The following is a 13726-nucleotide window of genomic DNA, read 5'->3' on the forward strand; positions in this document are numbered from 1 at the left end:
CCGTATTGCAGCCATTTGCACCAGAGAGAGAAGGGTCACGACGAGGGCGCGCGAACGACGGCACGGGCGGACGCCGCGTCAGTACGCGTCGCCCGCCCGTGCCTTGGGCGGTGCTGCCCGTCCCCGTCGACGGCGGCGGCTACGAAACCACCGCCGCGTCCGGCGACTTGGGCTCCGGGTCGGCGTCGCCCTCGTCACCCACGGCGATTCCGCGCCGCTTGGACACGTACACCGCCGCGGCGACGACGGCGAACGCGACGACCGCGATCAGCACCCGTACGCCGACGCTCTCGTCGGCGCCGTAGGAGAACTTGATGACCGCCGGCGCGATGAGCAGCGCGACCAGGTTCATGACCTTCAGCAGCGGGTTGATGGCGGGACCCGCGGTGTCCTTGAAGGGGTCGCCGACCGTGTCACCGATGACGGTGGCCTCGTGGGCGTCGCTGCCCTTGCCGCCGTGGTGGCCGTCCTCGACGAGTTTCTTGGCGTTGTCCCAGGCGCCGCCGGAGTTGGCGAGGAACACCGCCATCAGCGTGCCCGCGCCGATCGCGCCCGCCAGGAACGCGCCGAGCGCGCCCACGCCGAGCGTGAACCCGATGAAGATGGGCGCCATCACGGCGAGCAGCCCGGGCGTGGCGAGTTCCCGCAGGGCGTCCCTGGTACAGATGTCGACGACCTTGCCGTACTCGGGTTTCTCGCTGTGGTCCATGATCCCGGGCTTCTCCCGGAACTGCCGCCGCACCTCGAAGACCACCGAACCCGCCGAGCGCGACACCGCGTTGATCGCCAGTCCCGAGAAGAGGAAGACGACCGCCGCGCCCGCGATCAGCCCGACGAGGTTGTTGGGCTGCGAGATGTCCATCATCAGGCTCATCGGGGCACCGTCGCCGCTGAGTCTCTCGCCCACGTCCCGCGCGCCGGTGGTGATCGCGTCACGGTACGAACCGAACAGCGCCGACGCCGCGAGGACGGCCGTGGCGATGGCGATGCCCTTGGTGATGGCCTTGGTGGTGTTGCCGACGGCGTCCAGGTTGGTGAGCACCTGGGCGCCGGCGCCCTCGACGTCGCCGGACATCTCGGCGATGCCCTGGGCGTTGTCGGAGACCGGCCCGAAGGTGTCCATGGCGACGATCACGCCGACGGTGGTGAGCAGGCCGGTGCCGGCCAGCGCCACCGCGAACAGCGCCAGCATGATCGACGTGCCGCCGAGCAGGAAGGCCCCGTAGACGCCGAGGCCGATCAGCAGGGCGGTGTAGACGGCGGACTCCAGGCCGACGGAGATACCGGCGAGGACGACGGTGGCGGGACCGGTGAGCGACGTCCTGCCGATGTCCCTGACGGGCCGCCGGGTGGTCTCCGTGAAGTAGCCGGTGAGCTGCTGGATCAGGGCGGCCAGCACGATGCCGATCGCCACGGCGACGAGCGCGAGGATCCGCGGGTCGCCGTTCCTCCCGGCGATGGCCGCGTCGGTGACGCCGTCGAGGTCGGCGTACGTGCCGGGGAGGTAGACGAAGACGGCCACCGCCACCAGGACCAGCGAGATCACCGCGGAGACGAAGAAGCCCCGGTTGATCGCGCTCATGCCGCTGCGGTCGGCCCGGCGGGGGGCCACCGCGAAGATGCCGATCATGGCGGTGATCACGCCGATCGCCGGCACGAGGAGCGGGAACGCCAGTCCCGCGTCGCCGAAGGCCACCTTGCCGAGGATCAGCGCGGCCACCAGCGTCACGGCGTACGACTCGAAGAGGTCGGCCGCCATGCCCGCGCAGTCGCCGACGTTGTCGCCCACGTTGTCGGCGATGGTCGCGGCATTGCGCGGATCGTCCTCCGGGATGCCCTGTTCGACCTTGCCGACCAGGTCGGCGCCGACGTCGGCTGCCTTGGTGAAGATGCCGCCGCCGACCCGCATGAACATCGCGATCAGCGCGGCGCCGAGACCGAAGCCCTCCAGCACCTTCGGCGCGTCGGCCGCGTACACCAGCACCACGCAGGAGGCGCCCAGGAGGCCGAGCCCCACCGTGAACATGCCGACGACGCCGCCCGTGCGAAACGCGATCTTCATCGCTCTGTGCGAGACGAGGGTGAGGTCCTTTTCCGGTTCACCCGCGGCCGGTGTCGCTTCCCGCGCCGCCGCGGCGACGCGCACGTTGCTGCGTACGGCGAGCCACATGCCGATATAGCCGGTGGCCGCCGAGAAAGCCGCGCCGATCAGGAAGAACACCGATCGTCCGGCACGCTGATTCCAGTCGTCCGCGGGCAGCAGCATGAGCAGGAAGAACACGACGGCCGCGAATACGCCGAGCGTGCGCAACTGCCGGGCCAGATAGGCGTTCGCGCCCTCCTGGACGGCCGCCGCGATCTTCTTCATGCTGTCGGTTCCCTCGCCCGCCGCGAGCACCTGGCGCACCAGGACTCCCGCGAGCACCAGCGCGGCCAGCGCGACGACCGCGACGACCGCGACCAGGGCGCGGTTCCCGTCGGTCAGTACGGCGGCGGCGACGGTCGAGGCATCGACCGACCGATGAGGGGTGGAAAGCTCCGCCATTCGTCCTCCTTGACGCTTGGGCTGAGCTCAAGATGTGGACGGGATCGTAGGTACCGGAACCTGATCGAAACAGTGCACGACAAATGGAATCCACCTGTCAACCGGAAGGGCCCCGGACGTAGTAATGCCCTTCCGGCATTAATCCGTGATCCTTTCGCCTGATCCTTTTCCGCTTACCTGATCCTTTTCCGCATCCTTATTCCGCGGGATCGATCGTGAATGAATTCACTTATCGCCCGCACGGCACCACTGTATGCGTGGCCCGCACCTTCCGCACATGACGAAGGGCCCTACGAGGTAGGGCCCTTCGGGTGATCGGGAGTGTCACTCCGGCGGCAGTACCGCGGGCGCGGTCGGCCACGTCATGCGGATCCGTCCGCCGTCCTCCCCGGCCGAGACCTCCACGTCGTCGACGAGACCGCTGATGACCGCGAGGCCCATCTCGTCCTCCTCGGTCTCCGCGTCGTCAGCGGCGCCCGGCGCTCCGGTCCCGGGCACCGCGTGCGGCGCCTTGTCGCCGACCTCGATGGAGAACTGCTTCTCCTCCTCGATCAGCGACACGTCGACCGGCGCCGTGATGCCGCCGTGCTGATGCAGGCCCACGGCCCGGGTGCAGGCCTCGCCGACGGCGAGCCGGACCTCGTCGAGGACGGCCTCGTCCACTCCGGCCCTGCGTGCCACCGCCGCCGCCACCAGACGGGCGGTGCGGACATGCTCGGGCAGCGCGCTGAAACGGAGTTCGACGGTGGCCATGCATCCCCCTCGGAACCACGGGCGTGCTTCGAGGGGCCGGGCCGCCGACAGCCCGGCCCCTCCTTGGTTCGGTCGTCCCGGGCCCACGGCCCGGGACCGGTCGTCAGTCGGTGGCCGCCACCGCTTCCTCGACCGAGGTGTGAATCGGGAACACCTTGGTGAGGCCGGTGATACGGAAGATCTTGAGAATGCGCTCCTGGTTGCAGACCAGGCGCAGCGAGCCCTCATGGGCGCGCACCCGCTTCAGTCCGCCGACCAGCACGCCGAGCCCGGTGGAGTCGAGGAAGTCCACGCCCTCCATATCGACGACGAGGTGGAAACTCCCGTCGTTCACCAGCTCGACCAGCTGCTCGCGCAGCTTGGGCGCGGTGTATACGTCAATTTCGCCACCGACCTCGACGACCGTACGATCGCCGACGGTACGGGTCGACAGGGACAGGTCCACGGATCCTCCAGCACCTTGCTATCGAGCGGTCGTCCCTCGGGACACCTCGGCTTGAAGCCCCCAGGACGGTTCGCCAGCCGCGATGGCATTCAATCACTTACCGGCAGGCGTGCACGACGCCTTGGTCCCATTGTCCGTCACGCCAGTGACACACTCGGTGCCGATGGCCGAGAATCACCGATCCGATCGATCCCCGGCAGGACCCGGCTCCCGGCCGGATCCGGGCACGGTCCTGGGCCGGCTCGCCGCGGGACCGAGCCGGGCTGCGCGCATCACTCATACGGAGCACTTGCCCCCGCGTGCGGGCCGTCATGCCCTCTGGCCGGACCGGATTCGCCCGGAGGTCGTCGCGGCGGTGCGGGCCGCGGGCATCGAGCACCCCTGGGCCCACCAGGCACGGGCGGCGGAGCACGCCCTGGACGGCGACTCGGTGGTCGTCGCCACCGGCACCGCCTCCGGCAAGTCCCTGGCCTATCTGGTGCCGGTCCTGTCGACGCTCCTGGACGGCTCCGAGGCCCCGAACGGGCGCGGCGCCACCGCCCTCTACCTGGCCCCCACCAAGGCGCTGGCCGCCGATCAGTGCCGGTCCGTGAAGGAACTCGCGCAGCCGCTGGGCACATCCGTGCGAGCGGCCGTGTACGACGGCGACACGCCGTTCGAGGAACGCGAGTGGATCCGCCAGTACGCCTCCTACGTCCTCACCAACCCGGACATGCTGCACCGCGGGATCCTGCCGGCCCACTCCCGCTGGTCCTCCTTCCTGAAGTCGCTGAAGTACGTGGTCGTCGACGAGTGCCACACCTACCGCGGCGTCTTCGGCTCCCACGTCGCGCAGGTCCTGCGCAGACTGCGCCGGCTGTGCGCCCGCTACGGCGCGTCGCCCGTGTTCCTGCTGGCCTCCGCCACCGCCGCCGAGCCCTCGGTGGCGGCCCGCCGGCTCACCGGGCTGCCGGTGGTCGAGGTCGCCGACGACGCCTCACCGCGCGGTGAACTGGTGTTCGCCCTCTGGGAGCCGCCGCTGACCGAACTGGAGGGCGAGAAGGGCGCACCGGTCCGCCGCACCGCCACCGCCGAGGCAGCCGACCTGCTCACCGACCTCACCGTGCAGGGCATGCGCTCGATCGCCTTCGTGCGCTCCCGGCGCGGTGCCGAACTGATCTCGGTGATCGCCCAGGAGCGCCTGGCCGAGGTCGACCGGTCGCTGACCCGGCGCGTGGCGGCCTACCGCGGTGGCTACCTGCCCGAGGAACGCCGGGCCCTGGAACGCGCCCTGCACTCGGGTGAACTCCTCGGCCTCGCGGCGACGAACGCCCTCGAACTCGGCGTCGACGTCTCCGGCCTGGACGCCGTGGTGATCGCCGGCTACCCGGGCACCCGGGCGTCGCTGTGGCAGCAGGCCGGGCGGGCCGGCCGGTCGGGGCAGGGGGCACTGGCGGTCCTCGTCGCCCGGGACGACCCGCTGGACACCTTCCTCGTCCACCATCCGGAGGCCCTGTTCGACCAACCGGTGGAATCCACCGTGCTCGACCCCGACAACCCGTACGTCCTCGCCCCCCACCTGTGCGCCGCCGCGGCCGAGCTGCCCCTGACGGAGGACGACCTGGAGCTCTTCGGCCCCGCCTCGGCGGAACTGCTCCCCCAGCTGGAGGCGGCGAAGCTGCTGCGCCGGCGGACCCGGGCCTGGCACTGGACGCGCCGTGAGCGGGCCGCCGACCTGACCGACATCCGCGGGGAGGGCGGACGCCCGGTCCAGGTCGTCGAGGCCGGGACGGGCCGGCTGCTGGGCACGGTGGACGCCGGTGCCGCCCACACGACCGTCCACGAGGGCGCCGTCCACCTCCACCAGGGCCGCACGTATCTCGTGCGCTCCCTGGACCTGGAGGACTCCGTCGCCCTGGTCGAACGGGCCACGCCGTCGTACTCGACGGTGGCCCGCGACACGACGTCGGTCTCCGTCCTCGACACCGACGTCGAGGTGCCGTGGGGCGACGGCCGCCTGTGCCTCGGCTCCGTCGAGGTCACCAACCAGGTGGTCTCCTTCCTGCGCCGGCGCCTGATCACCGGTGAGGTCCTGGGCGAGACGAAGCTCGACCTCCCTCCCCGGACCCTGCGCACGCGGGCGGTGTGGTGGACGGTCACCGAGGACCAGCTCGACGAGGCCCGGATCAACCCGGAGATCCTCGGCGGCGCCCTGCACGCCGCCGAGCACGCGTCGATCGGCATGCTGCCCCTGTTCGCCACGTGCGACCGCTGGGACATCGGCGGCGTGTCGGTGCCGCTGCACCCGGACACGCTGCTGCCGACGGTCTTCGTGTACGACGGCCATCCGGGTGGTGCGGGCTTCGCCGAGCGCGCCTTCCACACGGCCCGGGCCTGGCTCACGGCCACCCGGGAGGCCATCGCATCCTGCGAGTGCGACGCCGGCTGCCCGTCGTGCATCCAGTCCCCCAAGTGCGGCAACGGCAACGATCCGCTGCACAAGCGGGGGGCCGTACGACTGCTCACGACGCTGCTGCGGGGAGCGGCGGGGGCGGAGGCTGAAGCGGGGGCGGAGGCGGAGACCGGGACGGAGGCACGGTAGGCGCCGCGTCCCGCCCCGCCGTCACTCCGCCGTGCCGCGCCGTTCCGCCCCGGCCCCGGGCCGGCACCACGGGCCCACCCTGCGGGGACCGCGCCTACCGGCTCCGCCGCCGGAACCGGTCTCGGCCCAGCCACCGGGTCCGGCCCCGCCGGGCCGGCCCGGGCCCGGACCTCCGCCCCGAAGGGCCCCCGGCCCGCCGCCACCGTCACGTCCGAGACCTGGCCGGTGACCGCGCACCGCACCAGCCGCGCGCCCTGGGCCCGTGCGATCCGGTCCGCCCGGGCGCAGGCCCCCGGGGCGCCGAGCGACCAGTGGTCCGCCGCCGCGAGCGCCGCGAGGTCGGCCCCGCCGGCCGCGCGGTGCCGGGCCACCACGGCCTGCCCCAGGGCCAGCACGACGCCGAACACCAGGCACAGGACGGCGATGGCGCCGACGCTCCAGACGGTGGCGGACCCCCGGTCGCCCCTCCCGGGGGCGTCCCGGCCGGTCACCCGGCGGAACGAGGAGCCGCTCCTCACGGCCCCGCCCCCGCCCCTTCGCCCACCGGCGTGCCGGCCGTCCGCTCCGGCGACGGCTCCGCTGCCGGGTCCACCGCGGGATCGCCCGCGTCGCCCTCGCCGTCCCCACCGTCCTCGGCCGGGCCCACCGCCTGCTCGACCGAGGCCACGGCCTCCTCCCGTACCTCGAAGGGCAGGCCGTGCAGCATCGACGGCGCGGCCACGACCACCACGCGGACGCGGTCCCCCTCCCGGGCGACGGTGACCCGCGCGCCGTGCGGCGCCGCTTCGCGGGCGACCTGGAGGACCGCGTCGGCCGGGTCCTGACGGGCCGCCGCGCGGGCGCCCGTGCGGGCGGCGTCCACGCACCGGATCTGGGCGGCCACGACCAGCAGACCCCACACCAGCGCCATCGCGAACACCACGAGCACGGGCAGCACCACGGCGGTCTCCGCTGTCACAAAACCCCCGTCGGCTCTCCTGCGGGCTCCCGGCCCCGCCGACCGCTCACATCCGCGCATCGAGGGCCTTCTTCACGATGCCCTGGAGCTCCGCGCTGACCGCCCCGCTCGTCACCACCTTGTAGAGGACCACGGCGAAGGCCACTGCCGCGACGATGCCCATCGCGTACTCGGAAGTGACCATTCCCGCGTCCCGTCGCAGCACGGTCTGTCGCCGCGCCGCACGTGCCCTGCACACCAGGGCACGCAGCCGTGCCCGTACCGATCGATTCATCACAACCCCCGCGAGGTCCGGTCCCGTCGTTCACTCGTCCGCCGTTCACTCGTCCGCCGGCCACTCGCTCGCTGGCTTCACGTCGTTCCGTTCCGCCCCGTCACCCACCACCCCCTCCGCCGCCCAGCACCCCGCCCGCGAGGCCGATCACCACAGGCAGTACGCCGACCGCGACGAACGCGGGCAGGAAGCACAGCCCCACCGGCGCGGTGACCATGACGGCCGCCCGGCGGGCACGGACCGTCGTGGCGCGCGCCCGGTCGGCACGGGCCTGGGCGGCGAGCCGGGCGACCGGCCCTGCGGCGGGCAGGCCGGACACGTCGGCGCGCTCCAGCAACCGCGCCAGGGGACCGGCGTCCGGCAGCGCGGCCAACCCGCGCCAGGCACCGCCCGGTTCACCGCCGAGCCGGACTTCCGCGGCGCCGCGCGCCAGCGCGTCCCCCACGGGCCCGCCGAGGGCGTCGCCCACGGCCTGGGCCGCGATCACCGGGCCGGCGCCCGCCGCGACGCATGCCGCCAGCAGGTCCGCGGCCAAGGGCAGTTGACGCGCGGCCTCCACGGCGACGGCCTCCTGCGCGACCGGCCCGGCGGCCGACCGCTTCACGTGCCGGCGCCACAGCACCGCCGCCAAGGCCAGCCCCACCACGGCACCGGTGACGCCACCCACCAGGGCCCATCCGGCGCCCGCCGTCCCCACCAGGGGCAGCCATCCGCGCACGGTCTCCAGCACCTCGCCGCGCCGTGGGCCGGCGCGGACCGGCACCGGGACCAGCAGCAACGCGAGCCGCTTGCGCACCGCCCGCTCCCGCCGCACGGCTCCGACCCGGCCCGCCAGCCACCCGACGACCAGCGCCGCCCCCAGCACCGCCCCCAGCCTGTGGACAACGTCTCCGCTCACGCCGCCGCCTCCGCTCCCCGCACGATCCGGGACACCCACCACACCCCGAGGCCCTCCAGCACCGCGCCGGCCAGCAGACACCCCAGGCCCCCTCCGGTGTGCAGCAGCACACGCAGCGGGTCGGAACCGAGGGCGACACCGAGCAGGAGACCCAGCACCGGCAGGCCGGCGAGCATCACCGCCGTGGCACGGGCGCCCGCCAACTGGGCGCGCAGGTCGGCCCGCTGGTCCCGCTCGGCGCGCAGTGCGCCCTCCAGCCGCTCGAGCCCCGCCGCGAGCCCGGCCCCCTGGTCGACGGCCACCCGCCAGCAGGCCGCCAGGCCCCGCAGCCCTTCGGCGCCCGGCCGGCGTGCCGCCGCGGCGAGCGCTGCCGGGACGTCCCCGCCGAACCTGGCCGCCGCCAGCACCCCCGCCTGCCCGTCGCCGAGTCCTCTCGAGTCGTGGGCGGCGCACAGCAGTGCCTCGCCCGGCTGCCGCCCCGCCCGCACCTCCCCGGCGAGCGCGCCGCACAGCGCGATCACCGCGTCCTGCCGCCGCTCCCGGTCCCGCCGTTCCCGACCGGCCAGCCGCACTCTCCGCAGCAGCGGCACCCCGGCCGTCCCCGCGACGGCCGGGAGCACCGAGGCGCCCAGTACCGTCAGCACCAGCCCGGCCGCCAAGGACCACCACTCGCTCCGCAGCCGGCCGCGCACCTGCCGCAGCCCGTCCAGCACCCGGCGCACCGTGAGCGGCCCGGCCCCGACCGCTCCACCACCCGCGAGCAGCGCCCGCGCGCGCCGGGCCCCCGAGTGCCACCCGGCCGTCAGCCACGCCCCCGTTCCCAGACACACCAGGGCGGCGGCCGTCGTCAGCTCACCCGACCCCATCGCCTGTTCGCCTCCCTTCCACGGGCCGCGCCCCGAGTCCCTCACCGCGCAGCAGTTCCCGCAGTCGCTCCCACCCGCGCTCGGCGACGAACGCCTCCGCGCTCCACCGCAGCGCCGGTACCGTCCGCACCAGGCCCGACGGATCCCGTTCCAGTACGTGCACCTCGGCGATCCGCCGCCGCCCCGCCCGGTCCCGCTCCAGGTGCAGGACGACCGACAGGGCTGCCGCCAGCTGGCTGTGCAGGGCCGCCCGGTCCAGCCCGGCGGCGGTGCCGAGCGCCTCCAGCCGGGCGGGTACGTCGGCGGCGGCATTGGCGTGCACGGTCCCGCACCCGGCGTGGCCGGTGTTCAACGCGGCGAGCAGGTGGACCACCTCGGGCCCGCGCACCTCGCCTACGGCCAGCCGGTCCGGCCGCATCCGCAGGGCCTGCCGCACCAGGTCCTCCAAGGTGACCAGGCCCGCGCCCTCCTGGTTGGCGGGTCTGGTCTCCAGGCGGACGACGTGCGGGTGGTCCGGCCGCAGCTCCGCCGAGTCCTCGGCGAGCACGATCCGTTCACCGGGTCCGACCAGCCCGAGCAGCGCGCTCAGCAGCGTCGTCTTCCCGCTGCCGGTACCGCCGCTGACGAGGAAGGACAGCCCGGCCCGCAGGAGCGCCCGCAGCACCCCGCTCCCTCCGGGCGGTACGGTGCCGGCCGCCGCCAGCTCGTCGAGCGTGAACGCGCGCGGCCGCACCACCCGCAGCGACAGACACGTGCAGCCGACGGCGACCGGGGGCAGCACGGCGTGCAGCCGGGTGCCGTCGGGCAGCCGGGCGTCCACCCACGGCCGGGCGTCGTCGAGCCGGCGCCCGGCGACCGCGGCGAGGCGCTGCGCGAGCCGCCGCACCGCTCCGGCGTCCGCGAAGGCGACCGGCGTGAGTTCCAGGCCGCCGCCCCGGTCCACCCAGACTCTGTCCGGCGCGGACACCAGGACGTCGGTCACCGACGGGTCGGCGAGCAGCGGTTCCAACGGTCCGCTGCCGACGAGTTCCGACCGCAGCTGCTCGGCGGCACCGAGGATCTCGGCATCCCCCAGCACGCGCCCCTGCTCCCGCAGCGCCTGTGCCACGCGCGCGGGAGTCGGCTCCGCCCCGCTCTCGGCGAGCCACCGCCGCACGCCGTCGAGCAGCCCGGAGGCGGACCCCGGGACCGCCCCGGGACCGGCCCCCGGGGCCACCGCGGAAGCCCGCCCCGGCGTCACCGCGGAGACCGGGGCCGGGAGCGTCCTCGAAGCGCCCGGCACCACCCCCCGGGCAAGCACGGTGGTCACCCGGGAGGCCGCGCCGGCGGACGGCGCCGGAGGAACGTCCGTGGCCGCCCCCGCCCTCGCGCACGACCCGGCGGCCGGTGCCCGGGACTGCTCGGGCCCCGTCCCCGTGGCCGCCCACGCGGGTCGCCTCGACGCCTTCTGACGGCCTTCCCCGACGGGCCGCCCGGACGCCGCCCCATGGCCCGCCCCGGCGGGCCGTCCGGGGCCCGCTCCCACGGCCGTCCCCGCGGGCCGCCCCACCGGCCCCGTCATCTCCGAGGGCCACCCGGCCGGACCGTGAGCCGGCCCCGTGGCCGGCCGGACCGCGCCGTCCGCCGCACCGGCCCGCACGCCCTCGCCCACCGCGGCGCCGGCACCCGCCGGCGTCCTCATGCCGCACCGCCCGTCTCCGTCACCAGCGCCCGCTCCCAGAACTCCCGGCAGAAGCGCGCCAGGGGCCCTCGTCCGGTTCCGCCCGGCGGCCGCTTGTCCTCGGTCGCCCGCAACAGCCCGGCCTCGACGGGCACGTCACCGACCAGGGGCAGCCCGAGCAGCCGGGCCACCTCGCGGTCGTCGAGCCCCGGCGCGTACGGGCCCCGCACCGCGACCCGCAGGTCGCGCAGGACCATGCCGACCGCGGAGGCGACCCGCCCGGCCGCAGCGACGGCGCGCAGTTCGGCCGGGACGACGAGCAGTCCGACGTCGATCTGGGCGAGGACCTCCGCGACCCCGTCGTCGATCCGGCGCGGCAGGTCGACGACGACCGTGCCGCCCCTGCGCCGCGCCGCGGCGAGGACCGCCCGTACGGCCTGGGCCGGCACGGCGACGCAGTCCCCCCGGTCCCAGCTGAGGACGCGCAGCGAGTGCAGCTCCGGCAGCGACTCCTCCAGGGCGCTCCCGCCGACCCGTCCGCGTGAGGACGCGAACGCGGGCCACCTCAGTCCCTCGGCCGTCTCGCCGCCGAGCAGGACGTCGAGTCCGCCGCCCAGGGGGTCGGCGTCCACCAGCAGGCTGCGCAGCCCCTGACGGGCGGAGGTGACGGCGAGCGCGCAGGCCAGCGTGGACGCTCCGGCACCGCCCCGGCCGCCGATGACGCCCACGGTGAGGGCGGGCCGGCCGACGTCCTCCGCGACGTCGGCGATGCGGTCGACCAGCCACTGCTCACCGTCGGGCAGCATCAGGACGTGGTCGGCGCCGATCTCGACGGCCCTCTGCCAGACCCCGGAGTCGTCCTGGTCGCGGCCCACCAGCACCACGCCCCGTCTGCGCACGGCCCCGCGCACGCGCCGTGCGGCGTCGTCGCCCACCAGGACGAGCGGCGCCGCCTCCCAGCTGCCGCGCCGCCCGGGCACCGAGGGCTCCCCGGGCACCGAGTGGTGCACCTCGGGTGTGGCGCCCGCCGCCGCGCACAGGCGCAGCAGGTCGTCGAGGAGGTCGGTGTCCTCGGTGACGATCAGCGGGCCGCTCCGCCGCCCCTCGGCGGCGGGTGGCGGATCGTGTGTGACGGTACCGGTCATGGCCGGGTCCCCCTTCGTCGTGTCCTGCGTCGTGTCCTGCGCCGTCGCGTCGTCGCGACCCGCTTCGTCGCTCCACCGCTCGCCACCGCTCGCGCGGCCGGCGGCCCCGTGATCCCGAGGCCCCTCTCTCCGAAGCGTGTGAAGAACCGGAAACCAGCCATATGCGACCGGCAAAGCGAACCGGCCATGAGTGGTGGCGGCCCGAACGCGTGGAATCACGGTGCAGCGGTCCGCGAAATCGTGTGGATCTTGGTCAATAACCGTGGAGGGCGCGATCTATGTGAATATCGCCGTCACTCATACCGGTGAGTCCGGAACCGCCCCGGCACCCCCGCACACAGCTCCCGCAGCGCAGTCCGTCGGTTACCCACGGTCATAAATCATGAGCATGACAAACATGCCGACACGCACCGCCCATGCGCGCCGACCGCGCCACCGGCAGAAGGAAAAACCCACCCGGACATGCGACGACCCCCGCCGGGGGGGAGAGCGGGGGTCGTCTCCACGGCCGACTCGGGGGGGGAGGAGTCGGACCGGGTTAGCACGGTCGCGAACGATCCGTGACTTCCATGGTGTACCCGAGAGCCCTCTCAGGCAAACCCACACGCCCCACCTTACGCCGAATGGGCTGCGCCTATGCTCAGGGTCGTGGAAAACCGCTCCCGGCCCCGTACCGCGGCCTTCTTCGACCTGGACAAGACGGTCATTGCGAAGTCGAGCACACTCACCTTCAGCAAGTCGTTCTACCAAGGCGGGCTGATCAACCGCAGGGCCGTCCTGCGCACCGCCTACGCCCAGTTCGTCTTCCTCGCGGGCGGTGCCGACCACGACCAGATGGAGCGGATGCGCGAGTACCTCTCCGCACTCTGCCGCGGCTGGAACGTCCAGCTGGTCAAGGAGCTCGTCGCCGAGACGCTGCACGACCTGATCGACCCGATCATCTACGACGAGGCCGCCTCCCTGATCGAGGAGCACCACACCGCCGGCCGCGACGTCGTCATCGTCTCCACGTCGGGCGCCGAGGTCGTCGAACCGATCGGCGAGCTGCTGGGGGCGGACCGGGTGGTGGCGACCCGCATGGTCGTGGGCGATGACGGCTGCTTCACCGGGGAGGTGGAGTACTACGCGTACGGCCCGACCAAGGCCGAGGCGATCCGCGAGCTGGCCGCGTCCGAGGGGTACGACCTCGCCCGCTGCTACGCCTACAGCGACTCGGTGACCGACCTGCCGATGCTGGAGTCCGTCGGCCATCCGCACGCCGTCAACCCGGACCGCGCCCTGCGGCGCGAGGCGCTCGCGCGCGAATGGCCGGTTCTCGAGTTCCACCGCCCCGTACGGCTCAAGCAGCGGATCCCCGGCTTCGCCGTATCGCCGCGCCCGGCCCTCGTCGCCGCCGCCGCGATAGGTGCCGCGGCGGCCACCGCGGGCCTCGTCTGGTACGCGAGCCGACGCCGGACGACAGCGGCCTGATCTTGACCCTTTCACCCGTGTTTGACCGTGGAAGTAAAGAAGTGCGGCAAGGGCTTCCACTTGCTCGTGGTCAGGAGTACAAAGGATTCAACGGCCCGCGAGACCAAGGACATCCGAAAGGATCGCCTTAA

10 protein-coding genes and 2 pseudogenes are annotated in these 13726 nt (G+C 74.0%); 2 read left to right on the forward strand and 10 right to left on the reverse strand.

The genetic code is table 11. The features are described 5' to 3' along the window. Positions 1–139 precede the first annotated feature (139 nt). The 3 genes from ACZ4V6_RS07125 to bldG form a co-directional block, all read right to left on the reverse strand. Positions 140–2545 carry a sodium-translocating pyrophosphatase gene (locus tag ACZ4V6_RS07125; protein WP_467823361.1) on the reverse strand — a complete coding sequence of 802 codons (2406 nt, stop codon included), beginning with the start codon at positions 2543–2545 and terminating at the stop codon, positions 140–142. A gap of 324 nt (positions 2546–2869) precedes the next feature. Then, complete coding sequence (locus ACZ4V6_RS07130) at positions 2870–3298, reverse strand: ATP-binding protein (RefSeq protein WP_467823364.1); 429 nt, start codon at positions 3296–3298, stop codon at positions 2870–2872. Between the two features lie 103 nt (positions 3299–3401). Beyond that, entirely contained in the window at positions 3402–3743 is a 342-nt protein-coding gene (gene bldG / locus ACZ4V6_RS07135) for an anti-sigma factor antagonist BldG (protein WP_003975386.1), read from the reverse strand. Between the two features lie 82 nt (positions 3744–3825). Here bldG and ACZ4V6_RS07140 point away from each other — a divergent pair, with 82 nt between their 5' ends. Continuing rightward, entirely contained in the window at positions 3826–6324 is a 2499-nt protein-coding gene (locus ACZ4V6_RS07140; RefSeq protein WP_467823366.1) for a DEAD/DEAH box helicase, read from the forward strand. A gap of 116 nt (positions 6325–6440) precedes the next feature. On the opposite strand, the pseudogene ACZ4V6_RS07145 reads toward ACZ4V6_RS07140, so the two are convergent. From ACZ4V6_RS07145 to ssd, 7 genes and pseudogenes are all read right to left on the reverse strand, one after another. Next, a pseudogene (locus tag ACZ4V6_RS07145) lies at positions 6441–6815 on the reverse strand (Rv3654c family TadE-like protein); the annotation flags it as partial. Positions 6816–6958: 143 nt separating this feature from the next. Continuing rightward, positions 6959–7342 (reverse strand): annotated as a pseudogene (locus ACZ4V6_RS07150) (TadE family type IV pilus minor pilin); the annotation flags it as partial. Beyond that, positions 7329–7556, reverse strand: coding sequence for a DUF4244 domain-containing protein (locus ACZ4V6_RS07155; protein WP_467823368.1), 228 nt, complete (start codon positions 7554–7556; stop codon positions 7329–7331). The gene ACZ4V6_RS07155 and the pseudogene ACZ4V6_RS07150, both read right to left, overlap by 14 nt. Before the next feature lie 100 nt (positions 7557–7656). Beyond that, positions 7657–8454 (reverse strand): type II secretion system F family protein, encoded by a 798-nt coding sequence (locus ACZ4V6_RS07160; protein ID WP_467823370.1) that lies wholly within the window; start codon positions 8452–8454, stop codon positions 7657–7659. Next, positions 8451–9320, reverse strand: coding sequence for a type II secretion system F family protein (locus ACZ4V6_RS07165; RefSeq protein WP_467823372.1), 870 nt, complete (start codon positions 9318–9320; stop codon positions 8451–8453). The genes ACZ4V6_RS07160 and ACZ4V6_RS07165 overlap by 4 nt, the downstream gene beginning before the upstream one ends. Then, positions 9307–10536, reverse strand: coding sequence for a TadA family conjugal transfer-associated ATPase (locus ACZ4V6_RS07170; protein ID WP_467823375.1), 1230 nt, complete (start codon positions 10534–10536; stop codon positions 9307–9309). The genes ACZ4V6_RS07165 and ACZ4V6_RS07170 overlap by 14 nt, the downstream gene beginning before the upstream one ends. Before the next feature lie 461 nt (positions 10537–10997). Then, complete coding sequence (gene ssd, locus ACZ4V6_RS07175; protein ID WP_467823377.1) at positions 10998–12125, reverse strand: septum site-determining protein Ssd; 1128 nt, start codon at positions 12123–12125, stop codon at positions 10998–11000. Positions 12126–12761: 636 nt separating this feature from the next. On the opposite strand from ssd, the gene ACZ4V6_RS07180 reads away from it, so the two are divergent. Next, positions 12762–13595 (forward strand): HAD family hydrolase, encoded by an 834-nt coding sequence (locus tag ACZ4V6_RS07180; RefSeq protein ID WP_467823379.1) that lies wholly within the window; start codon positions 12762–12764, stop codon positions 13593–13595. Positions 13596–13726 lie beyond the last annotated feature (131 nt).

Source organism: Streptomyces sp. NPDC029152 (genome assembly GCF_055564355.1).